Genomic DNA, 23,085 nt, shown 5'->3' with positions numbered 1-23,085 from the left:
GGTAGGAACGTCCAACCACGCTCGAGACTACTCCACGTTCGCCGTCCGAAGGCGAAGCGCGTTGGCGATGACACTGACCGAGGAAAGCGCCATCGCCGCCGCAGCAACGACCGGCGAGAGCAGCAGGCCGAAGAACGGGTAAAGCACACCGGCTGCCAGCGGAATGCCCGCCACGTTGTAGGCGAAGCTCAAGAACAGGTTCTGCCGGATGTTCCGCATTGTGGCCTGGGACAGCGTGCGCGCCCGCACGATACCCATCAAGTCACCTTTCAACAGAGTGATGCCGGCGCTTTCCATCGCCACATCGGTTCCGGTGCCCATCGCGACCCCGACCGTGGCCTGGGCCAAAGCCGGAGCATCGTTGACGCCGTCACCTGCCATCGCCACCACCCGGCCTTCGCCCTGCAGGCGCTTGACCACGGCTGCCTTGTCCTCGGGGAAGACTTCCGCCACCACCTCGTCGATACCCAGTTCGCGGCCCACAGCCTCGGCCGTCGTCTTGCCGTCGCCCGTCAGCATGACCACCCGCACGCCAGCGGTCTGGAGGGCCTTCAGCGCCTGCGGTGTCGTGGCCTTGATAGGGTCGGCAATCGCGACAAAACCGGCCAGCTGGCCTCCGATGCCTACGAAGATGACCGTGGCAGCCTTCTGCCGTTGCGCTTCGGCTGCTGCGGCAAGGCGGCTTGAGTCGATGGCGTGTTCGGCCAGGAACTTCGCGCTGCCAGACACAACGACTTGCGCATCGACGGTCCCGATGACGCCCTTGCCCACCGGCGAGTCGAAGTCGGTGACCGGCAACAGCGTCAGCTTGCGTTCCTGCGCGTCCATCACGATGGCCATCGCCAAGGGATGCTCGCTGGCCCGTTCGACGCTCGCCAGCCTCTGCAGCACGTCATCGGCGCCGAAGCCAGCCGCTGCTTCAATGTGGACGACCTTCGGGCGTCCCTCAGTGAGCGTTCCCGTCTTGTCGACCACCAGCGTGTCGACCTTCTCCATCTTTTCCAGTGCCTCGGCATCACGAATGAGCACGCCGTGCTGCGCGCCCTTGCCCACGCCGACCATGATGGACATCGGCGTCGCCAGCCCCAGCGCACACGGGCAGGCAATGATGAGCACCGCCACTGCGGTGATGAGCGCATAGCTGAACGCCGGCGAGGGCCCCCAGACCAGCCAGACTGCGAAGGTCAGCGCAGCCACAAGCATGACCACCGGCACGAACCAGCCCGCCACCTGGTCGGCCATGCGCTGGATGGGCGCACGGCTGCGCTGGGCGGCAGCGACCATGTGCACGATTTGGGACAACAGCGTGTCGGCGCCGACCTTCTCGGCGCGCATCACGAAGCCACCGGTCTGGTTCAACGTCCCGGCCGTGACCTTGGACCCCACGGCCTTGGCCACCGGTATCGGCTCCCCCGTCACCATCGACTCGTCGACGTTGCCCTTACCCTCGGTGAGTTCGCCGTCGACCGGGACCTTTTCACCAGGACGCACACGCAGCAAGTGGCCAACCTGGATGGCATCGACCTGGACCGTCTCGTCGCTGCCGTCGGCGTTGACCTTCACCGCGGTCTTGGGGGCTAGGCCGAGCAGCGCCTTGATGGCGCCGGACGTCTTCTCGCGTGCCCGCAACTCGAGCACCTGCCCGAGCAGCACCAGCACCGTGATGACGGCCGCGGCCTCGAAGTAGATGGGCACCGCGCCGTCCGCCAGGCGCAACTCAGCCGGGAACAGCGTGGGCATCAACGTCCCGACGATGCTGTACAGCCATGCGGCGCCGGTGCCCAGGGCGATGAGCGTGAACATGTTGAGGCTGCGGTTCTTCACCGACGCGACCGCGCGCACGAAGAACGGCCACCCCGCCCATAGCACGACGGGCGTCCCCAGCACGAGTTGCACCCAGTTCGAAGCCTGCTGCGCGATGAACTGGTGGACATTGAAGAAGTGACCTCCCATCTCGAGCGCGAAGACCGGCACCGTGAGCGCAGTGCCAATCCAGAAGCGCTTCGTCATGTCGCGCAACTCGGGGCTTTCGCCCTGTTCGGCCGTGGCCAGCACCGGCTCCAGGGCCATGCCGCAGAGGGGGCAGTTTCCGGGGCCCATCTGGCGCACCTGCGGGTGCATCGGGCAGGTGTATTCGACCTGGCTCAGGTCGCCCTGAAGTGCCGGCAAGGTGGCGGCCGAGTGGTGGTGCTCATGCCCGACGTGGTCGTGACCTGCGGGATGGTGCGCGTGGTCGCAGTGCGAACCCTTCATCACCGTGCCATCGGGCATCACATGTGTTCCGGGCTCCGCGTTGTGATGGGTGACGTCGTCCTGCGCATGCGCGTTACCTGCGTTACCCGCGTTACCTGCGTGACCACCATGGCCAACATGGGTCTGGTGGTCATGGCTCGCCACCGGTCCGTGACCGTCGGCCAAAGGCTGCTCCGCGGCGGGGTGGACGTGTTCATGCCCAGCATGGGCGCGATGTTCTGTGTTCGATGACCGCATGGCGTACTCCTGTTCTTGTTCGCAGTTTCAACCTTGCCCGAATGGGAAGGTCAAGCGGATTTCTGTCGACGGCTTTAGAAGCCCGACTTCACGGCTGGCGAGCGATGGCTGCGCAGGCAATCCAGACGAGGAGCCCAACCAGGCCGGCCCAACACAGCCAAAACAGCATCCGCTCCCACCACAAGGGTGGGCCCTCCCGGCGCTCCAACTGGTATTTCAGGCTCATGCCAAGCCCGTGGACGACCACGCCGACGACGAGCAGCGGCAGCGCGTAGTTGCGCAGCCAGTCGGGCAGCACCAGGGCCAGCCCAGCACCCAGCACGATGGCCCCCAGGCCGGAGGCCAGTTCGGCCGCCTTCAAGGCGCCCGTTGGGCGACTGCCCCCGGTCACGTCACTCCCGCTTGTCGGGCTTGGCTTCGCTCTGGCTCTGGTCGCCATGGCCTCCATGTCCGCCGTGCCCACCGTGGTGGTGTCCGAACAGATGCATCAGCGGACACGCCAGGAGGAACAAGAATGGAATCGCCTGGGTGAAGTGCGTCAGGTGCTCCGTCAGGAGGTAGTAGATGCCGACCGCTCCAGCAATGAGCATGAAGATGCCCATCGGTGAACGCCAGCGGGAAGGAGGGGTAGGGTTCTGGTTCATGGTGCGGTCCGAGCTGCTTTCAATGACTGTTGACCGGTCGGTCGGAGTTCCAACCCGACAGCTTGGGGATGAAGCGCGGGGTCTGGGACGCGTAGTCGCGCCAAGCCTGGCCGAAGGCCTTCTCGGAGTCACGCTCCTCCGCAATCGCCAGGCGCACGTACATCACCACGAGCACCGGGAACATTGCGAGCGTCAGCAAGGTCGGCCACTGCAGCAGGAACCCGAACATGATGGCCACGAAGCCGATGTATTGGGGATGTCGAACCCGGCGATACGGGCCAGCTTTGGCCAGCTGATGCCGCCGCTGAGCGTGGTACAGCACATGCCAGGCGTTTGACAGCAAGGTAAACCCGGCAAAGAGGAAGACAAAGCTCAGGATGTGCAGAACGCCGAAGTGCGGGTCACCTTGTCGGCCGGTCAGGACCCACCACAGGTGGCCGGCGTCGTGCCCGTAGATGTTCACGCCCGGGAACTTGGTACCCAGCCATCCCGACAGCAGGTAGATGGTCAGCGGGAATCCGTACATCTCGGCGAACAGGGCAACCACGAAGGCGCTGTACGCGCCAAAGCTGCGCCAGTCCCGCAGGTTCGTCGGCTTGAAGAAGCTGTATGCGAACCCGACGAAGACGACGGAATTGACGAGAACCATGCCCCAAAGGCCGTAGTCATTGCCGACGTTGGTCATCATCCGTACTCCTTGGTTGCCCGTGCTGGTGACCATGGCCGTGGTGCATGAAGACATGCATCAACGGACAGGCCAGCAAGAGCAGGTAGGGCAGAGCACCCAACAAGTGGGCGGTGTGCTCCTTGACCAGAAAGAAGCCGCCGACCGCAAGGGCTACCAGCAGCGTCAGTCCAGCAGGTGAGCGCCAGAAAGGCGGCACGTCGTGATGGTCGTGGTCCATGGCAGCCCCTGGGTGTCACTTCGCAGGCGCGGAGCGAGTTGCCTCGCGGTCCATCATCATCTGCATCATCATTTCCATCATGTCCATGCGCTGAGACATCATGTCGTGGTGACCCTGCATGCCCTCCATGCCGCCTTTGGCGCCCATGCCACCCATCCCCATCGAGGACTTGCCGCCCTTCATCTGCCCCATCATGTCCATGCCGTCCTTCATGGCCTTCATGTGGTCGGCCATCAGGGCCTGGCGCTCTTCCGGGGTCTTGGCCGCCATCATCTTGTCGTGCATCTCCTGCATCGACTTCATCATGGTGTCCATCTGCGCAGGCGACGGGGTGCTGGCTGCGGTAGCCGGCCTCTGTGCCGCCTTTGCTGCGGGCTTCGCTGGTGCCTTGACAGAGGCGGCAGGTGCCGAAGCGCCTGCGGGATGATGTGCCGCATGGTCCTTGTCAGACGGGGCGGCCTGGGCGAACGCACCGGCGGCAAACGTGGCGGCGGTAGCGAGAACGAGAATCGAACGCATGGTTATCTCCTGAAGATGTGACAAGGTTGGCAGCTTTTGCCGGGCTTCAATTGACCGGCATCAAGCGCTGCACCGAGCAGCGCCGGTAACGCAGCAGCAACCACCGGTGCGCTGCGCTGCGGGACGCCCAACGGTCGGCTTGACGGCGATGGGCTCGTAGCCGGCGCCTTGGATGGCCTGCTTGAGCAGGTCGTCTGCTGCGTTGGACGACTCGATGCGCACGATGTGTTCGGCAAGGTCTACTTCGACCGTCGCGCCGCTATCGACTGCCAGGACTGCCTTCGTGATGGCGCTGACGCAGTGACCGCAGGTCATGTCGTTGACTTGGTAAGTGAACATCACAAGCTCCTTCGCTGTTGGTGAGGTCACTTTGAACCTTCCCTCTACAGGAAGGTCAAGCGAGGCGCGGCCCCCGTTTGACCTCCGTCATCTCATTGCCAGAACGGCTTGACCCTCCCGCAGGGGGAAGGTTTAGACTGACCGAGATGTCGGCTCAAGGACTCAAGGAACTTGTTGATGATGAACATCGGTCAGGCGGCGACTGCATCTGGCGTGTCTGCCAAGATGATTCGCAACTACGAAGAGGTGGGACTGCTGCCTGCGGCCCAGCGGACCGACTCTGGGTATCGCCAGTACGGTGCTGCCGATGTGGAGACGCTTCGCTTCATCCGGCACGCCCGTGACCTGGGCTTCTCACTGCAGACAGTGGGACAACTCGTGGGTCTTTGGCATGACCGAGGGCGGCCCAGCCGCGAGGTCAAGGCGCTGGCCCTACAGCACATTCAGGAACTGGACAAGAAGGCCAAGGAACTTCTGGCCATGAAAGCAGCTCTCGAACATCTGGTGCATGGCTGCAAGGGTGATGACCGACCTGAGTGCCCCATCATCGACTCGCTCGCGTCCGAGATGTCTTGTGGAGACGGCCACGCCCACCACTCGGACCTTGTGCAGGTGGCGAGCAAACATGGGAACTGACGCGTGAAAGCTAAACTTCGGCCCTATTTGACATATTGACTTGACAAACATCTGCTAGGCTTCTGTCAGTGAGACTTTTTCGCATCTTCGTTCTGCTGCTTGTTTGCGTGCTGCTCCCCTTCCGGGGTGCGGTGGCCGCGACCATGCTTTGTGCAGAACCGGGACAGACGAATGAAGTCGCGGCCGAAGTCGGCCACGCGCACCATGGCATGCACGGCGACGACGTTGACGACCACGCAGACCAAAGGCACGCAGACAAGGGCGTAACCACTGTCGACGATGGAGCCAAGAGTGACAGCTGCCACATCTGTGCCAGCGGCTGTCAAGCAGCAGCGATGGTGATGGAGCTGCCGTCCGCCCCGGATGCCATGCCCGTGGCTTCCGTCGTGTTTCCCGCTCTCAATGCGCCTGCGCCCGACTTCCAGTCGGAAGGTCAGGACCGCCCTCCCAGAGCCATCTGACCCCGCCAAGCCTGCCTTAGCAGGCTGACAGGGACTCGCGCGTCCAGCGTGCGAGGCATTTCCGAGTGTTCCGCTCGGTCCGTCAGATGTGTTCAATCCATGCAGAAATCCACCTTGTTGTGGGTCGCAGGTATCAGTGCCTGTGTCCCGATGCTGGCCATTGCCCAGCCCGCTGAGCCGACCAAACCCGCCGCTCAGCTCAAATACACCTCAGCCTTCGCGGACTACAAGCCGTTCAAGGACCTCGAACCAGGCGACTGGCGAGCCTTGAACCATGCTGTCGGCGCGGCGGCTGCCAAGCAGGGCGTTCAACCCAGCCAGGCCAGCCAAGCCGCCCCCGCAGCCGCCCCTCCGGCCACGCCGAATGCCGCCATGCCCGCGCATGACATGAAGTCCATGCCGGGGATGGGCCATCCGATGCAGGGAGGCAAGCCATGATTCGGCTGACTGCTGTTGCAATGGCAGGCCTTGTGCTGACGGGCTGCGCTTCTTTCTCGCAGGACGGCGGGTTCGACTCCGTCGACAAGCTCACTAAGGACCGCATCGGCCAGTCGCCGTCCTATCAGCGGTCTGCTGACCAGGCTGATTCGGCTGCAACGCGCGTCGCGGAACTGCTCAAGCAGCCACTGACCGCAGATGCTGCCGTTGAGGTCGCGCTCCTGAACAACAAGGAGCTGCAGGCCAGCTACGCCGATTTGGGCATCGCCGAGGCCGACCTGGTTCGCGCTGGACGCTTGGCCAACCCCTCTTTCACCTTCGGGCGGCTGAGTGGCAACGGCGTGGTCGAAATCGACCGTGCCGTCGTCTTCAACGTCCTGGGGCTGTTGACCATGCCGCTGGCCAAGCAGGTCGAGCAGCGTCGGTTCGAACAGGCTCAGCTGCAAGCGGCCTACGAGTCCGTCGGTGCGGCAGCCGAGGCGCGCAAGGCGTTCTTCGAAGCCGTGGCGGCCCAGCAGCTGGTCGGCTACTACGCCCAGGTCAAGGCAGCCGCCGATGCCTCCAACGACCTCGCCAAGCGCATGGTCCTGGCGGGCAACTTCAGCAAGCTGGCGCAGATGCGTGAGCAGTCCTTCTACTCGGACGCCGTCACCAACCTGGCCAAGGCGCGGCACCAGGCCGTCGCGGCGCGCGAGGCGCTGGTGCGGGCGCTCGGCCTCTCCGGCGAGCAGCTCGACGTGAAGCTGCCGGACCGCTTGCCCGACCTGCCTGCGGCGCCCGCGGAGCCGAAGGATGCCGAGCAGACCGCCATGGACAAGCGGCTGGACGTGCTGATGGCCAAGCGTTCGACCGAGGCCACTGCCAAGTCACTCGGACTGAGCAAGGCCACCCGCTTCGTAAACGTCTTGCATATGGGCTACCAGAACAAGAGCGCCACGGGCGAGGCACTCAGTCAAGGCTACGAAATCGAACTGGAGCTGCCCATGTTCGATTTCGGTTCTGCGCGTGTGGCTCGTGCGGAAGCGACCTATATGCAGTCCATGAACCGGACTGCAGCCGTAGCCATCAAGGCCCGCTCCGAAGTGCGCGAGTCGTACTCGGCCTACCGGACGTCCTATGACGTGGCGAAGCACTTCCGGGACGAGGTGGTGCCGCTGCGCAAGCGCATCTCCGAGGAGAACCTGCTTCGCTACAACGGGATGCTGGCCAGCGTGTTTGACCTGTTGTCCGACTCCAAGGACCAGGTGACCGGCGTCGTCGGGGCCGTCGAGGCACTGCGCGACTACTGGTTGGCTGAGACCAACCTGCAAACCGCGGTCACGGGGCGCTCGCCAAGCGGTGGTAGCGGCGTCGGCGCCGCCAAGGCGACCGAATCGAGCCAATCTGGCGGCCACTGAGAAGGACAACAAGCATGAGCAACCGTAGAACCTTTTTCAAAGCCGCTGGCGCATCCCTCCTCGGTGCAGCGGCCGTCAGCAAAGCCGGCGCAGCGCTGCTGCCCGAGGCCGTCATCCAGGCCTCAGCTGCCACCCTGCCGCCCCCCGCTCCCCCCGATGGCCGCCCTTTCCAGCCCATCGTGACCCTCAACGGCTGGTCTCTGCCGTGGCGCATGAAGAATGGCGTCAAGGAGTTCCACCTTGTCGCCGAGCCGGTGGTTCGCGAAATCGCGCCCGGCATGAAGGCCAATCTCTGGGGCTACAACGGCTCCAGCCCCGGCCCGACCATCGAGGCCGTCGAGGGTGACCGCATTCGCATCTTCGTCACCAACAAGCTGCCGGAGGTCACCTCGGTGCACTGGCACGGCATCCTGTTGCCCTCAGGCATGGACGGTGTGACGGGCCTGACGCAGCCGCCCATCCAGGTCGGCAAGACCTTCATGTACGAGTTCGTGCTGCAGCGTTCGGGCACCTTCATGTACCACCCGCACGCCGACGAGATGACGCAGATGGCGATGGGGATGATGGGTCTCTTCATCGTCCACCCGAAGGACCAGAAGCAGTTCAAGGTCGACCGCGACTACGGCTTCATCCTGAACGCCTATGACATCGAGCCTGGTAGCGCGACGCCCAAGGTCAACACCATGCTCGACTTCAACCTGTGGACCTGGAACAGCAGAGCCTTCCCGGGCATCGACCCCTTCGTCGCGCGCACGGGCGACAAGGTCCGCATCCGGGTCGGTAACCTGACGATGACCAACCACCCCATCCACATGCACGGGCCTCACTTCGAGGTGACGGGTACCGATGGCGGCTGGGTGCAGAAGTCGGCGCGCTGGCCCGAGGTCACGACCGACATCGCCGTGGGCCAGATGCGGGCCATCGAATTCGATGCCATCGCCGGCGACTGGGCCATCCATTGCCACAAGTCCCACCACACCATGAACGCGATGGGCCACGCCGTGCCCACGATGATTGGTGTGGACCACCGGGACGTCGCCAAGAAGATTTCGAGCCTGGTGCCCGACTACATGGTGATGGGCGAGCGTGGCATGCACGACATGGCCGAGATGGAGATGCCCATCCCCGACAACACGCTGCCAATGATGACCGGCACCGGGCCCTTCGGCCCCGTCGGCATGGGTGGCATGTTCAGCGTCGTGAAGGTCCGCGACAACCTCGCCCCTGGCGACTACAAGGACCCGGGCTGGTATCAGCACCCGGCCGGCACCGTCGCATCCGAATACACCGCCGACGTCTCCGAGGCACCCCGAGCGACAGCACCCGTCGCCGATGCCAACACTCTGCAAGTTCGCAAACCCAACGGCCACACCGGCCACTGAGAGAAAGAATTCCCATGAAGAAGCTGCACATCGTCACCATCGCCGCCCTGGCTGCCCTGAACTCTGCGGGCGCCTACGCCCATGGCGACGAAAGTCACCCGATGAAGGCGCATGTCTTCGACGCATCCAAGGTTGAAGAGCGCGCGTTCGGCCGCGAAGGCGACCCGAAGAAGGTGACCCGAACCATCAAGGTCGACATGAGTGACACGATGCGTTTCACACCTGACCTGGTCACCATCAAGCGGGGCGAAACCGTGAAATTCATCGCCACCAATAATGGGGCGGTGATGCACGAGATGGTCCTGGGCACCGTCGAGGAGCTGAAGGAACACGCTGAGATGATGCGCAAGTTCCCGAACATGGAACACGCCGACGCGAACATGGCGCACGTCAAGCCCGGCGCGAAGGGCGACATCGTCTGGCAGTTCACCAAGGCCGGCGAGTACCAGTTCGCCTGTCTGATGCCCGCCCACTTCGAAGCCGGCATGGTCGGCAAGGTCGTCGTCAAGTGAACCGGCGCCGTCTCATCTCTCTGGCCTGGGGTGCGACGGCGCTCGCCTCGCTCCCGGCCATTGCGGCGACCTCGCTGCCTCAAGTCGAGGTCTTCAAGAACCCGTCTTGCGGCTGCTGCGGCGCCTGGGCCGACCATCTGAAGGCTGCTGGGTTCCCAGTCAAGTTGACGTTGGTCGAAGACACCGGCGCTGTTCGGCAGCGACTCGGGATGCCTGAGAGGTTCGGCAGCTGCCACACGGCGACAGTTGGAAGCTATACCTTGGAAGGTCATGTGCCGGCCGACGAGGTCAAGCGCCTGCTGGCCTTGAAACCCAAGGCCGTCGGCTTGGCCGTACCCAGCATGCCGCCAGGCTCACCCGGCATGGAAATGGGCGCCCGCAAGGACCCCTACAACGTCTTTCTCATCGACAAGAGCGGACACGAGACCGTGTTCGCCGCCTACCCCAAAGCTTGAAGGAATCTATCCATGAAACTCATTCACATCACCGCAGCCGTCCTGTTCGCCCTGGCCACCGCGGCGCACGCCCAGTCGACTGCGGACCACTCCGCCCATCATCCGGAGGGTGCAGCCGCAGTCGCACCGGCGAGCGACGGTGAAGTCCGCAAGGTGGACAAGGAGCAGGGCAAGGTCACGCTCAAGCACGGCCCCATCGCCAACCTCGACATGCCCGGCATGACGATGGTCTTCAAGGTCGCGAACCCGAAGCTGCTCGAAAGCATCAAATCGGGGGACAAGGTCAAGTTCGCTGCCGAGAACCTCAACGGCGCACTGACCGTGACCGCCATCGAAGTGGCGAAGTAAGCCGAAGCCGGGCGGGACTTGTCTTAGGTCAAGGCCTGCCTGCCTCAGCCCCTCTAAGCTGTCGCCATCTATGCTCAGCCTGCGCCTCCACCGCCTGACCACCGCGTTCTTCGTGGTGTTGTCGCTGCTGTTCTCGCAGCTGGCGTTGGCGAGCTACGTCTGCCCGCAGGAAGTGGGGGCCGAAGCGATGGCCGCCATGGTGCAGGCGGGCCAGCCATGCGAGGGCATGGACACGCAGCAGCCGGCGCTCTGCCACGAGCACTCGGCTAATCCCGCCAAGACTTTTGAGGCGGTCAAGTTGCCGGCCGTCGTCCTGGTGGCGGTCATCCAGGTGCTTGAGTTGCCGTTCGTACTGGACGCTTTGGAGGCGCACGCCGTGCCTGCCACCGCGTCGTCCGAGGTGCATCCGCCCCCGGACCCTCTGTTCCTCACCACGCTCCGATTCCGAGTCTGAGCCACTCCGTCGACTGACCGGTGCTGCTGCGGTGTGTCCGCAGGTCAGCGTCCTTCCCGTTCGTCTTCGGAGTTCCCCGTGCCCAAAAACATCCTGCGCGCAGTCGCCCTGGCTGCCGCTTTGCTGCCAGCCCTCGGGGCTGTTGCCGCCCCCCTCACGCTTGACCAGGCGCTGGACCTGGCCGTCCAGCGCTCGCAGATGGCGCGCGCGGCCCGAGCCGGCGCCATGAGCGCCGCCGAGATGGCTCGTGCCTCCGGGCAGCAGCCCGACCCGATGCTGACCTTTGGCATCGACAACCTGCCCGTGACGGGCAACGGCCGGTTCAGCACCAACGCCGAGGACATGACGATGAAGCGCATCGGCATCGCCCAGGAGTGGGTGTCGGCCGACAAGCGCTCGGCACGCGAGGCCGTCTCCGGCGCGATGCATCGTCGCGAATCGGTGATGGAAGGTGTCGCTGCAGCCGACGCGCGCATGCAAGCCGCAATGGCCTACATCGAGGCCTACTACGCCGGCGAAGCGCTCAAGCTCACCGCGCTGAATGAGAAGCACGCCCGCGAGGAGCTCGAGACTGGCAAGGGCCGCCTAGCGACCTTGTCCGGCAACAGTGCCGAGGTGCTGGGGCTGACCAGCACCGTAGGTGCTGCCGAGGATGAATCCGCCGACACGCGTCAGCAGCAGGCAGCGGCCGTCGCCAGCCTGAGTCGTTGGACTGGAGAACCTGCCGAAGAACTCGCCGCACCGAACCTGGCCATCGCGCCCACGTCCGACGCCTATGTGGCCGCGCACCCACTCGTCGTCGCCAAGCAGCGCGACATCGAGGTGGCCCGCCAAGAGGTCGAAGTGGCGCGTCTGAACCGCAAGCCGAACTGGAGCTATGAGGTGTCCTACGGCCAGCGAGTCGGCCGCCCGGACCTGATGTCCTTCGGCGTGAGCATTCCGCTCCCAGTGGCGCCAGGGGCTCGCCAGGACCGAGAGACGGCGGCCAAGCTGGCCCTGGTCGAGAAGGCCGAGGCCGACGCCGAAGAGGCCCGCCGCGCCGCTGCAGGCGAGTACGCCGCGCTGTCGAGCGATGCACGACGCCTGCAGGCCCGCATCGAGCGCTTCCAGACCGCGGTGCTGGAGCCGCTGAAGCAGCGGACTGCCGCCACGCTCGCGGCCTACCGCGCCAACCAGGCCAGTCTCGTCATGTTGTTCGAAGCCCGCCATGCCGAGGTCGAGGCGCAGCGCAAGGTCCTCAACCTGCAGCGCGACCTGGCCAAGACCCAGGCGCAACTCGTGTTCAAGCCGATTGCCCAAGGAGCAGTGCAATGAGCCGCGTCCAACTCTCTGTCGTGGCCCTGGCTGCTGCTCTCGTCATTGGCGGCGGCGCCTTCTACCTGGGTCGCAGCAGCGCTGTCTCGCATGGCGGGCCGCAGGTCGCGGCACCTGCTGCGGCTGCATCCGCCTCCGGTGAGCGCAAGGTGCTGTACTGGCAGGACCCGATGAACCCAAGTGCCCGATTCGACAAGCCGGGCAAGTCGCCATTCATGGACATGCAATTGCAGCCCGTCTACGCCGACGAAGCCAGCGACGCCGGCGTCAAGGTGAGCTCGCAGGTGCAGCAGAACCTCGGCATCCGCACCGCAGTCGTGAAGCGGGCCGATGTCAGCACATCCTTCGACGCGGTCGGCGCGGTGCAGTTCGACGAGCGCCTGAACGTCGCGGTGCAGACGCGCACCGCCGGCTACCTGGAGCGCCTGGCTGTACGCGCGCCGATGGAGCGCGTGGCCAAGGGCCAGGCGCTGGGCACCGTGTTCGCACCGGAATGGCTGGGACCGCTGAACGAGCTCATCGCGCTGAAGCGCTCGGGCGCCTCGGCAGAACTGGTGGCGGCGGCCCGCGAGCGCACACGGGCGATGTCCATCCCTGCCGACCTGGTCCGCCAGGCCGAGGAAGGCGGAACCCCCAACGCCCGCTACACCCTGGTCGCGCCGGCCGGTGGCGTCATTGCCGAACTTGGCGTGCGCGAAGGCGTCGCCGTGTCGCCCGGCATGACGCTGTTCCGCATCGCTGGCCTGGAGAAGGTCTGGGCCGTGGCCGAGGTTCCGGAAGCCCAAGCCGTGCAACTCAAGCGCGGACAGAAGGTCTCGGCAGTGCTGCAGGCCGACCCCGGCCAGACGTTCACGGGAACGATGCAGGAAATCCTGCCCCAGGTGAACGCCACGACGCGCACGCTGCAGGCCCGCTTCGAGGTCGACAACCGGGGCGGCAAGCTGGTCCCAGGCATGCTGCTGCGCCTGCAGGTGGCCGGCCCGACCGCATCGCGGCTGGTGGTGCCGTCCGAGGCCATCATCCGCACCGGCACGCGTGCAGTCGCCATCGTGCGCAAGGACAACGGGGCCTTTGAGCCGCGTGAGGTCAAGCTGGGGGCTGAACTCGGGGACCAGCTGGAGGTTCTTCAAGGATTGGCGGAGGGCGACCAGGTGGTGGCCAGCGGCCAGTTCCTCGTCGACTCCGAGGCGCGACTGCGCTCTGTGCTGGGCAGCCTGGCTGCGGCCGAACCCGCAGCGACGCAAGCGTCCGCGCCGGCCTCAATGCCGGCATCGAAGGCTGCCGCCGCAGCCGCTGCGAGCTACATGGCGCAAGGCAAGGTCGAGAGCGTCGAGGCCGACAGCCTGACCATCTCCCACGGTGCCATCGCCGAGCTCAAGTGGCCTGCGATGACCATGGGCTTCAACAAGCCCAGCGCCAAGGCCTTCCCGGACGTGAAGCCCGGTGACTCGGTGCACTTCGAGTTCAAGAAGAAGGGCGACGACTACGAGCTGGTCTCGGTCCACCGCCTGGGAGGCGCCAAGTGATTGCCGCACTCATCCGCTGGTCGGTCGCGAACCGCTTCCTGGTCCTCATCGCCACGGCCTTTCTTGTCGCCGCCGCGCTGTTCTCGGTGGCCAACACGCCGGTGGACGCCCTGCCGGACGTGTCGGACACCCAGGTCATCGTGCGCACCAGCTACCCGGGCAAGCCGCCACAGGTGGTCGAGGACCTGGTGACCTATCCGCTGACGACGACGATGCTCAGCGTGCCGGGCGCCAAGGTGGTGCGGGGCTACTCGTTCTTCGGCGACTCCTTCGTCTACATCCTGTTCGACGACAAGACCGACCCGTACTGGGCGCGCTCGCGTGTGGTCGAGTACCTCAACCAGGTGCAGAGCCGCCTGCCGGAGGGCGCCACCGCGGCACTCGGGCCCGATGCGACTGGTGTGGGCTGGGTCTACGAATATGCGCTGGTCGACAAGACGGGCAAGACCGACATTGCCCAGCTGCGCGCACTCAACGACTGGTTCCTGAAGTTCGAGCTGAAGACGGTGCCCGACGTGGCCGAGGTCGCCAGCATCGGCGGCATGGTGCGTCAGTACCAAGTCGTGCTCGACCCGGACCGCATGCGCCAGGTCGGTGTCACGCAGGGCATGGTGATGGAGGCGCTTAAGAAGGCCAACCAGTCGTCCGGTGGCTCGGTGGTCGAGCTGGCCGAGACCGAGTACATGGTGCGCTCGCGCGGCTTCCTGAAGTCGCTCGACGACTTCCGCGGCATACCGGTCACCCTCACCGGCGCCACGCCGGTCCTGCTGCGCGATGTCGCCATCGTCCAGCTCGGGCCGGAGATGCGGCGCGGCATCGCCGAGCTGGACGGGCAAGGCGAGGTGACCGGCGGTGTCGTGGTCATGCGCTCGGGCAAGAACGCACGAGCCGCCATCGCTGGGGTCAAGGCCAAGTTCGAACAGCTCAAGCCCAGCCTGCCGCCGGGCGTCGAGGTGGTCGAGACCTATGACCGCTCAAAGCTCATCGACCGCTCCATCGACAACCTCAAGCTGAAGCTGACCGAGGAGTTCATCGCGGTGACGGTGGTCTGCGCCATCTTTCTGTTCCACCTGCGCTCGGCACTGGTGGCGGTCATTTCGCTGCCTATCGCGGTGGGCATCGCCTTCGTGGTCATGCACTGGCAGGGACTGAACGCCAACATCCTCAGCCTGGCCGGCATCGCGCTGGCCTGCGGTGCGGCACTCGACGGCGTGGTGGTGCTGCTGGAAGCGGCCCACAAGCACATCGAGGCCTTCGAACACGAACACGCCCGCATGCCGACCGCGCCGGAGCGCTGGGCGCTCGTGACCGACGCCGCCGTGGAGGTCGGCCCGGCGCTGTTCTTCTCGCTGCTGGTCATCACGCTGTCCTTCCTGCCGGTGTTCACGCTGGAGGCGCAGGAGGGCCGGATGTTCTCGCCGCTGGCCTTCACCAAGACCTACACGATGGCGGCGGCCGCAGCGCTGTCCGTGACGCTGGTGCCGGTGCTGATGGGCCTGCTGGTGCGGGGCCGGATTCCGCACGAGAACGCGAACCCGCTGAACCGCTTCCTGATGCGCCTCTACCGCCCAGCGTTGGAGGCCGTGCTGCGCTTCCCGAAGGCCACGCTGCTCATTGCGGGGCTGGTGTTAGCGCTGACCGCCATCCCGGTCATGCGGCTGGGTGGCGAGTTCATGCCGCCGCTGGACGAAGGTGACCTGCTCTACATGCCGTCGGCCCTGCCGGGCCTGTCGGTCTCCAAGGCCACTGAGTTGCTGCAGCAGACCGACCGGCTCATCAAGACCGTCCCAGAGGTCGAGCGCGTATTCGGCAAGGCCGGCCGCGCCGACAGCGCGACCGACCCGGCGCCGCTGGAGATGTTCGAGACCACCATCCAGTTCAAGCCGCGCGAGCAGTGGCGCGCGGGCATGACGCCGGACAAGCTGGTCGAGGAGCTGGACCGTGCGGTCAAGGTGCCGGGACTGTCCAACATCTGGGTGCCGCCCATCCGCAACCGCATCGACATGCTGGCCACCGGCATCAAGAGCCCGGTCGGCATCAAGGTCGCAGGCACCGACCTCGCCACCATCGACAAGCTCGCAACCCAGATTGAATCGGTGGTGAAGAACGTGCCAGGCGTCTCGTCAGTGCTGGCCGAGCGGCTGACCGGCGGGCGCTATGTCGACATCGACGTGGACCGCGCGGCGGCCGCCCGCTACGGCATGTCGGTGGCCGACGTGCAGGCCATCGTCGCCACCGCCATCGGCGGTGAGAACGTCGGCGAGGTGGTGAGCGGCCGGGAGCGCTTCCCCATCAACCTGCGCTACCCGCGCGAGATACGCGACTCGCTGGAGCGCCTGCGCACGCTGCCCTTCGTGACCGAAAAGGGCGCGCAACTGCTGCTGCAGGATGTCGCCCATGTGCGGCTGGAAGAAGGGCCGCCGATGCTGCGCAGCGAGAACGCGCGCCTGTCCGGCTGGGTTTATGTCGACGTGCGCGGCCGCGACCTGCGCTCTGTGGTGCACGACATGCAAGCGGCCGTTGCCCAGCAGGTGCTCATGCCGGCGGGCTACGCCATCTCCTGGTCAGGGCAGTTCGAGTACCTGGAACGTGCCACCGAGCGCATGAAGGTCGTGGTGCCCGCCACGCTGGCCGTCATCTTCGTGCTGCTCTACCTGCTGTTCCGCAACGCGGCGGACGCGGTGCTGGTGATGGCGGCGGTGCCGTTCTCGCTGGTCGGCGGCTTCTGGCTGGTCTGGCTGCTGGGCCACGCTATTTCGGTGGCGACGGCAGTGGGCTTCATCGCGCTGGCCGGGGTCGCAGCCGAGTTCGGCGTGGTGATGCTGGTCTACCTGGAGAACGCGCTCAAGCAGCGCCTGGCTGCGGGCGCGCCGGACAACGAGGACACCCTGCTCGCGGCCATCCGTGAAGGCGCCGTGCTGCGCGTGCGGCCCAAGGCCATGACGGTAGCCATCGTGATGGCGGGCCTGGTGCCGATGATGTGGGGCCACGGCACCGGCTCGGAAATCATGGGGCGCATCGCCGCACCGATGGTCGGTGGGATGGTGACCGCGCCGCTGCTGTCGATGCTGGTGGTGCCGGCGGCTTGGTATCTGCTGCGCCGGCGGAGATTCCGGGATGGGCGTGTCACTGCGTCCCAGCCGGCGTCAGAGGCTGCCTAGTCAAAGGCTATTGCGCTCAATGTCCGCTGTTCGCAGTTGCAGTCATTCAAGCCCTTGACCTCGAACGACTCCGTTCAGTCTCTAGCAGCCTTCGACCGCCACTCGAGCGTCACTGCCCCCGATAACCAGCTGCCTCAGGCTTCTGTCCGGCGCAAGCATCTGCACGGGATGGGTGAAGGACTCAATGCGGCCCTGTCGGAGGCACACCGTACGGCAACGAACGTGCTTAACAAAGCAGGTGCCCAGCAGCCATAGGATCAGCACGACCCTACTCACGGACTGCATTCATCGGTTGCCACAACCAATTCGTGGCGGAACTTGACGCCAACCAATAGCTGGCAAAACCGCCATGTATTGGTGAACTTGTCAACAGCTGGCCCGCGACCATCGCGATGCGATGGTGGTGCGCCCGGCTGGGATCGAACCAGCAACCCCTGGCTTCGGAGGCCAGTACTCTATCCATTGAGCTACGGGCGCACGATGGAAGCGTCGGATTCTAGCAGCCTCGCGAGGCTTGCCGTCGGCGCATGCGGCAGGAAGAATCTGCGCCGTCCTTGCTGAAAATCAGACAAGCGGCAGGCGCCGCGGTCTATGCTGCTCGTTTTGCCCGAGATCGCGCGCGTGAGCTTCATGCCACGATCAGCTGTCCCCACCCGAAGAACGAGGAATTCATGAGCCAAGCCCACGACGCTCAACAGGCCCACGAAGGGCCGATCAAGACGCCCAAGCAACTGGTCCTGACCGTGGTGGCCTCGTTCGCCATCCCCATCCTGATCATCGTCCTGTTGATCGTCTATGTGTCCAACGGCGCCAAGAAGGGCGCGGGCTCGGATGCGATGACCGAGGAGGCCATCGCCGCCCGCATCCAGCCGGTGGGCGCGCTGACCCTGAACGTGTCCACCGGCAGCGGCGTGGCCCGCACCGGGGAAGAGGTCTACAAGGCCGTGTGCTCGGGCTGCCATGCGGCCGGCACCCTGAACGCGCCCAAGTTCGGTGACGCCGGCGCCTGGGGTCCGCGCATCGCCACCGGCTTCGACGCCCTGCTGCACTCGGCCCTGAACGGCAAGAATGCCATGCCGGCCAAGGGTGGTGCTTCCGACCTGTCGGAGCTGGAAGTGGCCCGCGCGGTGGTCTACATGGCCAACGACGCCGGCGCCAAGTTCCCCGAACCCAAGGCCCCGGCCGAGGCCGCCAGCGCCGCGCAGTGAGCCGCAGGCGCCACCGCTGATCCCCGCCAGCCGCCTTCGGGCGGCTTTTTCATGCCCGGACCGCCGCCGCGCTCAGGCATGGGCGGCCGCCTGCGGGCTGCGCACGAAGCCAAAGCGCGCCGGCAGGGTCGCGCTCTCCACCGGCTGCGGGTCCCAGCGGCCGGCCTCCACCTCGTCGGCCGCCAGGGCCATGTCCTGGCTGTGCACCAGGCCCAGGCCCTGGGCAGTCTGCAGATAGAGGTGGCCCGCCTCGTCCAGCCAGCAGGCCGCGACCGGGCCTGCCGCCTGGCCGGTGTGGGCGTGGATGTGCAATGCGCCCGCCTCGTCGCGGCGCAGGCGCCAGACGAGGGGGGTGGCCTCCAGTTCCACATAGACCCGCTGCGGGCCGTTCTGGAAGTACCAGCAGCCCTGGGCATCGGCCTCGTAGTTGCGCTCGATGAACTCACGCAGCTTGTCGTGCAGGATGCGGCTGCCCTTGCTCTGCGCAAACGGCCCCGCGGCCTGGGTGCGGTCATCACGCATGTACCAGTCGCCCCGCGCATCCAGGCCCAGCCAGCCATAGCAATGCGGCACATGGGGCCACTTGGCCAGGGCCGCCTTCACCATCTCGTCCATCGCGGGCTCCTTGTCTTCAGGCGTGGGCCGCCAGCCAGTCGGCCACCGCGGCGGGCATGTGCAGCACATGGCCGGGGAAGCGTCCCGCCGGAAACCCCACATGGCCGCCATGCGTCGGCTGCCACAGCGTGACGTGCCGACCCACCTGATCGGCCTGCGGCAGGCTGGCGGCCGGCACGAAGGGGTCGTTGCGGGCGTTCAGGGCCAGGGCCGGCACGCGGATGCGGGCCAGGTGCGGCTTGGCCGAGGCCCGGGCCCAATAATCCTCCACCCCCCGAAAACCATGCAAGGGGGCGGTGAACAGGTCGTCGAACTCATAGAGCGTGCGCACCCGGCGCAGGCGCTCACCGTCGAACAGGCCGGGGTGCTGGCGCAGCTTGGCCTGGGCCTTGGGCTTCATGGTGCTGAGGAACATGCGCCCGTAGACCTGCCGGTTGAAGCCGCGGCCGATGGCATGGCCGCCCGCCGCCAGGTCCAGCGGTGAACACACCGCCGCCACCGCCGCCACCTGGGCCGCCGCCGTGTCGCCGGCCTCGCCGGCCCAGCGCAGCAGCGCATTGCCGCCCAGCGAGATGCCCACCACCATCAGCGGCCGGCCACTGCGCGCACGCAACCGGGCCAGGATCCAGCCCATCTCCTCGAAATCGCCCGAGTGGTAGGCCCGCGGGGCCTGGTTGATCTCGCCCGAGCAGCCGCGGAAGTGCGGCACTGCGTAGGACCATCCCCGCTCGGCCGCCACCTCGGCAAAGGCGCGGGCGTAGGCGCTGTCCGAGGAGCCCTCCAGGCCGTGGAACAGCACCAGCCAGGGCGCCAGCGCGTCGGCCGCCGGGCGCAGGTCCACGTCGATGAAGTCGCCGTCGGGCGTGGTCCAGCGCTCGCGCCGGTACACCGGCCTCGGGCCCATGTTGGGGCGGGACACGCGCGCCCCCCAGATGGTCTGCAGATGACCGCCGGGCAGCCAGAGGGGCGCGAGATAGGACTGCATGGACAAAAAATGGGGCAGAACGAGGCTCGGGACTGCAGCCGGCGCCGTGCCAGCTCAGTGCAGCACGGTCGGCGCCTCGACGATCTCGGGCAGCGCGTCCTCGGAAGCCGGGCTGGCATGGTGGGCCACCATGCGCCAGCCCAGGGCCGTCTTGAGGTAGACGTTGGTGGCCATGACCCAGCCGGTGCGGATGGCGCCGTCCTCGTTCACCTCGATGCGCTCCATCACGCTGTGCACCGCGCAACCCAGGGTCTGCATTCGGCGCACGTTCTCGGCGTGGATGTTGAGCGCACCATTGCTGCAGACGGCCTCGAAGCCGGTGCGTACCGCGGCGGCGCCCACCAGGCGCGGGCCGCCCGGGTGCACGCACAGCAGCTCGTCCTCCTCGGACCAGACCGCCATCACCTTGTCCAGGTCGCCTTCGCGCAGAGCCTCGTAGAACTGGCCCTCCACATCGTCCGGCGAGGCCATCAGCGCGGCGGTCTGGGCTTTGGCACGGGAAGGCATGGGGGCGTGCTCCGAAGGCGGCAGGTCAGCGGAAGACCACGGTCTTGTGGCCGTTGATCAGCACGCGGCGCTCCACATGCCAACGCACGGCGCGGGCCAGCACCACGCATTCCACGTCGCGGCCCACGGCGGTCAGGTCCTCGGCCGAGAGGGAGTGGTCCACCCGGGCCACATCCTGCTCGATGATCGGGCCCTCGTCCAGCTCGGGGGTCACATAGTGAGCGGTGGCGCCGATCAGCTTCACGCCCCGGGCATGGGCCTGGTAATAGGGCTTGGCGCCCTTGAAGCTGGGCAGGAAGCTGTGGTGGATGTTGATGGCGCGTCCGCGCAGCTGCTCGCAGAATTCGCGCGAAAGAATCTGCATGTAGCGCGCCAGCACCACCAGGTCGATGCGCTCGGATTCGATCAGCGCCTCGATCTGCTTCTCCTGGGCGCGCTTGGTCTCGGCGTCCGAGCCCCCCACCAGCGGCAGGTGGTGGAAGGGGATGCCGTAGCTCTCGGCCAGGGAGGCGAAGGTCGTGTGGTTCGACACGATGGCCGGGATGTCCACCGGCAGCTGGCCGCTCTTCCAGCGAAACAGCAGGTCGTTCAGGCAGTGGCCATGCTGGCTGACCATCAGCAGCAGGCGCGGGCGCTGGGCAGCCGCGCGGATGCGCGCCTCCATGCCGAACTGCTCGCGCACATGGGCGAACAGGTTTTCCAGCGTGGCCACGTCGGCCAGATGCGGCGGCGCCTCGAAATGCACCCGCATGAAGAAGAGGCCGGTCGCCCCCTCGCCCTGCACGTCACCGAACTGCTGGGAGTCGATGATGTTGCAACCGGCCTGGTAGAGCAGGCCCGAGACGTTGTGGACGATCCCCTTGGTGTCGCGGCACGACAGGGTCAGGATGAATTCTTCTTCGGGACGGGACATGATGGCCGCGATTGTACGGAGCCCCCCGAAGCCCGAGCGGCTTGCTGCGCCCGGGGCCACCCACCTGTTCTGGTGCGCGGCCCCGGCCCGAGGCGCCGTTGCGGTGCAGCGCGCCGCAATCTGAGGCGGCCCGCCGGGGCTCGCCGGGCCCCTTCCCCGGGAAAACAGGCTGGCACGCGGGTTGCATAACTGATCCCGTGGTCCGCAAGGATCACACGGTCAGGTTGTAAGGTACCAGAGCGGTTTTGGACACAGGCGCTCTCCCGGACATCGGTTTCCGGTGAGCTGGGAGGCGCCTCCTTTTTCCACCCCTGGCTGCCCCGCCCCACCGGCCGCGCACCCCAAGAGCCAGATCAACGACGGTCTGCCCTGCCCCCTCCCGCCGAGCGGCCCGTCGCCGCCCGTCACCCCCACAGCGTCTCCATCGCCCCGGCCCGCGCCGGCGCCCGATGAAGACGCTTTTTGCTTTTCACCGTCCACTTCCCGCGTCCAGGAGAAGCCATGTCCTCGTCCAAGTCCGTGATCGATCGTCGCCGCTTCGTCGCCGGGGCCGCCGCCCTGGCCGGCTCTGCCGGCCTGAGCCTGCCCGCACTGGCCCAGAAGGCCGGCCAGCCCGAAAAGGAGGCGCTGAAGTTCGGCTTCATCAAGCTCACCGACTGCGCCCCGCTGGTCATCGCCTATGAAAAGGGCTACTTCGAAGACGAGGGCCTGAACGTGCAGCTGGAGGCCCAGGCCAACTGGAAGGTGCTGCTGGACCGCGTGATCGACGGCCAGCTCGACGGGGCCCACATGCTGGCCGGCCAGCCCCTGGGCGCGGCCATCGGCTTCGGCACCAAGGCCGACATCGTCACCGCCTTCAGCATGGACATGAACGGCAACGCCATCACCGTGTCCAACGCGGTCTGGGCCGAGATGAAGAAGAACCTGCCGATGCAGGGCGGCAAGGTGGAACACCCGATCAAGGCCGATGCCCTGAAGAAGGTGGTCGACGCCTGGAAGAAGGAGGGCAAGACCTTCAAGATGGGCATGGTCTTCCCGGTCTCCACCCACAACTACGAGCTGCGCTACTGGCTGGCCGCGGGCGGCCTGAACCCCGGCTACTACACCGCCGGCGACACCAGCGGCACCAAGAACGCCGACGTGCTGCTCTCGGTCACCCCGCCGCCGCAGATGCCCGCCACCATGGAGGCCGGCACCATCCACGGCTACTGCGTGGGCGAACCCTGGAACCAGCAGGCCGTGGTCAAGGGCATCGGCGTGCCCGTCATCACCGACGACGAGATCTGGAAGGGCAACCCCGAGAAGGTCTTCGGCGTCACCAAGGCCTGGGCCGAGAAGTACCCCAACACCCACATCGCCGTGGTCAAGGCCCTGATCCGCGCAGGCAAGTGGCTGGATGCGTCGATGGCCAACCGCATCGAGGCGGTCAAGCTGCTGTCCAAGTCGCAGTACGTGGGTGCCGACGCCGCGGTCATCGGCAACAGCATGACCGGCACCTTCGAGTACGAGAAGGGCGACAAGCGCCCGGCGCCGGACTTCAACATCTTCTTCCGCAACTACGCCACCTACCCCTTCTACAGCGACGCCATCTGGTACCTGACCCAGATGCGCCGCTGGGGCCAGATCGGCGAGGCCAAGCCCGACAGCTGGTACATCGACACGGCCAAGAAGGTCTACCGCCCGGACATCTACCTGCAGGCCGCCAAGGCCCTGATCGCCGAGAAGAAGCTGCTGGACAGCGAGGTGCCCAAGACCGACGGCTTCAAGGGCGTGCAAAGCGGCTTCATCGACGGCGTGAGCTACGACGGCCGCAAGCCCAACGACTACCTCGCCAAGTTCAAGATCGGCCTGAAGGCCAACGACAAGGTGTGATGCC

At 66.2% G+C, this 23,085-nt stretch carries 25 protein-coding genes and 1 tRNA gene; 13 read left to right on the top strand and 13 right to left on the bottom strand.

Annotated features, from left to right (window positions below; genetic code table 11):
* Window positions 1–27: 27 nt before the first annotated feature.
* The 7 genes from LRM40_RS01825 to LRM40_RS01795 all read right to left on the bottom strand — a co-directional run bounded on the left by LRM40_RS01825 (window position 28) and on the right by LRM40_RS01795 (window position 4,897).
* On the bottom strand, window positions 28–2,490 hold the full coding sequence (locus LRM40_RS01825; RefSeq protein WP_375138578.1) for a copper-transporting P-type ATPase: 2,463 nt from the start codon (window positions 2,488–2,490) through the stop codon (window positions 28–30).
* A gap of 88 nt (window positions 2,491–2,578) precedes the next feature.
* A complete protein-coding gene (locus tag LRM40_RS01820; RefSeq protein WP_151124960.1) occupies window positions 2,579–2,851 on the bottom strand; it encodes a hypothetical protein in 273 nt (90 codons plus the stop codon).
* 31 nt (window positions 2,852–2,882) lie between these two features.
* Window positions 2,883–3,134: a DUF2933 domain-containing protein gene (locus LRM40_RS01815; protein ID WP_151124961.1), complete on the bottom strand. Its 252-nt coding sequence runs from the start codon at window positions 3,132–3,134 to the stop codon at window positions 2,883–2,885.
* Between the two features lie 19 nt (window positions 3,135–3,153).
* Window positions 3,154–3,819 (bottom strand): methyltransferase family protein, encoded by a 666-nt coding sequence (locus tag LRM40_RS01810; protein ID WP_151124989.1) that lies wholly within the window; start codon window positions 3,817–3,819, stop codon window positions 3,154–3,156.
* Window positions 3,800–4,039: a DUF2933 domain-containing protein gene (locus LRM40_RS01805; protein WP_151124962.1), complete on the bottom strand. Its 240-nt coding sequence runs from the start codon at window positions 4,037–4,039 to the stop codon at window positions 3,800–3,802. The genes LRM40_RS01810 and LRM40_RS01805 overlap by 20 nt, the downstream gene beginning before the upstream one ends.
* Window positions 4,040–4,054: 15 nt before the next feature.
* A complete protein-coding gene (locus LRM40_RS01800; protein ID WP_151124963.1) occupies window positions 4,055–4,558 on the bottom strand; it encodes a hypothetical protein in 504 nt (167 codons plus the stop codon).
* Window positions 4,559–4,618: 60 nt separating this feature from the next.
* The gene (locus LRM40_RS01795) at window positions 4,619–4,897 is read right to left on the bottom strand and encodes a heavy-metal-associated domain-containing protein (protein ID WP_151124964.1); all 279 of its coding nucleotides are present in this window, start codon (window positions 4,895–4,897) and stop codon (window positions 4,619–4,621) included.
* Between the two features lie 180 nt (window positions 4,898–5,077).
* Here LRM40_RS01795 and cueR point away from each other — a divergent pair, with 180 nt between their 5' ends.
* On the top strand, window positions 5,078–5,533 hold the full coding sequence (gene cueR, locus LRM40_RS01790) for a Cu(I)-responsive transcriptional regulator (RefSeq protein ID WP_151124990.1): 456 nt from the start codon (window positions 5,078–5,080) through the stop codon (window positions 5,531–5,533).
* A gap of 65 nt (window positions 5,534–5,598) precedes the next feature.
* Here the strand turns inward: cueR and LRM40_RS01785 are convergent, their stop codons facing one another.
* Complete coding sequence (locus LRM40_RS01785; RefSeq protein ID WP_231067674.1) at window positions 5,599–5,859, bottom strand: hypothetical protein; 261 nt, start codon at window positions 5,857–5,859, stop codon at window positions 5,599–5,601.
* Between the two features lie 234 nt (window positions 5,860–6,093).
* Here LRM40_RS01785 and LRM40_RS01780 point away from each other — a divergent pair, with 234 nt between their 5' ends.
* The 10 genes from LRM40_RS01780 (at window position 6,094) to LRM40_RS01735 (ending at window position 16,981) form a co-directional block, all read left to right on the top strand.
* Window positions 6,094–6,432: a hypothetical protein gene (locus LRM40_RS01780; RefSeq protein WP_151124966.1), complete on the top strand. Its 339-nt coding sequence runs from the start codon at window positions 6,094–6,096 to the stop codon at window positions 6,430–6,432.
* Window positions 6,429–7,829: a TolC family protein gene (locus tag LRM40_RS01775; RefSeq protein ID WP_151124967.1), complete on the top strand. Its 1,401-nt coding sequence runs from the start codon at window positions 6,429–6,431 to the stop codon at window positions 7,827–7,829. Before LRM40_RS01780 ends, LRM40_RS01775 begins: the two co-directional genes overlap by 4 nt.
* Window positions 7,830–7,843: 14 nt before the next feature.
* The gene (locus tag LRM40_RS01770) at window positions 7,844–9,211 is read left to right on the top strand and encodes a multicopper oxidase family protein (protein ID WP_151124968.1); all 1,368 of its coding nucleotides are present in this window, start codon (window positions 7,844–7,846) and stop codon (window positions 9,209–9,211) included.
* A 14-nt stretch (window positions 9,212–9,225) separates the two neighbouring features.
* Window positions 9,226–9,723 carry a cupredoxin domain-containing protein gene (locus LRM40_RS01765; protein WP_151124969.1) on the top strand — a complete coding sequence of 166 codons (498 nt, stop codon included), beginning with the start codon at window positions 9,226–9,228 and terminating at the stop codon, window positions 9,721–9,723.
* Window positions 9,720–10,178 (top strand): DUF411 domain-containing protein, encoded by a 459-nt coding sequence (locus LRM40_RS01760; RefSeq protein ID WP_151124970.1) that lies wholly within the window; start codon window positions 9,720–9,722, stop codon window positions 10,176–10,178. Before LRM40_RS01765 ends, LRM40_RS01760 begins: the two co-directional genes overlap by 4 nt.
* 12 nt (window positions 10,179–10,190) lie before the next feature.
* Window positions 10,191–10,526: a copper-binding protein gene (locus tag LRM40_RS01755; protein WP_151124971.1), complete on the top strand. Its 336-nt coding sequence runs from the start codon at window positions 10,191–10,193 to the stop codon at window positions 10,524–10,526.
* 70 nt (window positions 10,527–10,596) lie between these two features.
* Window positions 10,597–10,980 carry a hypothetical protein gene (locus LRM40_RS01750; RefSeq protein ID WP_151124972.1) on the top strand — a complete coding sequence of 128 codons (384 nt, stop codon included), beginning with the start codon at window positions 10,597–10,599 and terminating at the stop codon, window positions 10,978–10,980.
* A 78-nt stretch (window positions 10,981–11,058) separates the two neighbouring features.
* Window positions 11,059–12,294 carry a TolC family protein gene (locus LRM40_RS01745; protein ID WP_151124973.1) on the top strand — a complete coding sequence of 412 codons (1,236 nt, stop codon included), beginning with the start codon at window positions 11,059–11,061 and terminating at the stop codon, window positions 12,292–12,294.
* Window positions 12,291–13,820, top strand: coding sequence for an efflux RND transporter periplasmic adaptor subunit (locus LRM40_RS01740; protein WP_151124974.1), 1,530 nt, complete (start codon window positions 12,291–12,293; stop codon window positions 13,818–13,820). The genes LRM40_RS01745 and LRM40_RS01740 overlap by 4 nt, the downstream gene beginning before the upstream one ends.
* Window positions 13,817–16,981, top strand: coding sequence for an efflux RND transporter permease subunit (locus LRM40_RS01735; RefSeq protein WP_151124975.1), 3,165 nt, complete (start codon window positions 13,817–13,819; stop codon window positions 16,979–16,981). The genes LRM40_RS01740 and LRM40_RS01735 overlap by 4 nt, the downstream gene beginning before the upstream one ends.
* Window positions 16,982–17,382: 401 nt before the next feature.
* Here the strand turns inward: LRM40_RS01735 and LRM40_RS01730 are convergent.
* Window positions 17,383–17,458: transfer RNA gene (locus LRM40_RS01730), tRNA-Arg, on the bottom strand.
* A gap of 194 nt (window positions 17,459–17,652) precedes the next feature.
* Between LRM40_RS01730 and LRM40_RS01725 the strand changes: the two genes are divergently transcribed.
* A complete protein-coding gene (locus LRM40_RS01725) occupies window positions 17,653–18,189 on the top strand; it encodes a c-type cytochrome (protein ID WP_151124976.1) in 537 nt (178 codons plus the stop codon).
* 72 nt (window positions 18,190–18,261) lie between these two features.
* On the opposite strand, the gene LRM40_RS01720 is transcribed toward LRM40_RS01725, so the two are convergent.
* From LRM40_RS01720 to purU, 4 genes are read right to left on the bottom strand one after another with little or no spacing between them, the layout of a single operon-like run.
* The gene (locus LRM40_RS01720) at window positions 18,262–18,804 is read right to left on the bottom strand and encodes a DUF2946 family protein (RefSeq protein ID WP_151124977.1); all 543 of its coding nucleotides are present in this window, start codon (window positions 18,802–18,804) and stop codon (window positions 18,262–18,264) included.
* A 16-nt stretch (window positions 18,805–18,820) separates the two neighbouring features.
* Window positions 18,821–19,789 carry a YheT family hydrolase gene (locus tag LRM40_RS01715; protein WP_151124978.1) on the bottom strand — a complete coding sequence of 323 codons (969 nt, stop codon included), beginning with the start codon at window positions 19,787–19,789 and terminating at the stop codon, window positions 18,821–18,823.
* 54 nt (window positions 19,790–19,843) lie between these two features.
* Window positions 19,844–20,296, bottom strand: coding sequence for a YybH family protein (locus LRM40_RS01710; RefSeq protein WP_151124979.1), 453 nt, complete (start codon window positions 20,294–20,296; stop codon window positions 19,844–19,846).
* A gap of 25 nt (window positions 20,297–20,321) precedes the next feature.
* A complete protein-coding gene (gene purU / locus LRM40_RS01705; protein ID WP_151124980.1) occupies window positions 20,322–21,209 on the bottom strand; it encodes a formyltetrahydrofolate deformylase in 888 nt (295 codons plus the stop codon).
* A gap of 501 nt (window positions 21,210–21,710) precedes the next feature.
* Here purU and LRM40_RS01700 point away from each other — a divergent pair.
* Window positions 21,711–23,081: a CmpA/NrtA family ABC transporter substrate-binding protein gene (locus LRM40_RS01700; protein WP_151124981.1), complete on the top strand. Its 1,371-nt coding sequence runs from the start codon at window positions 21,711–21,713 to the stop codon at window positions 23,079–23,081.
* Window positions 23,082–23,085 lie beyond the last annotated feature (4 nt).

The sequence above is a fragment of the Ideonella dechloratans genome, assembly GCF_021049305.1.
GTDB lineage: Bacteria > Pseudomonadota > Gammaproteobacteria > Burkholderiales > Burkholderiaceae_C > Ideonella > Ideonella dechloratans.
The sequence above is the reverse complement of the archived record's forward strand: the minus strand, read 5'-3'. Positions and strand labels throughout refer to the sequence as shown.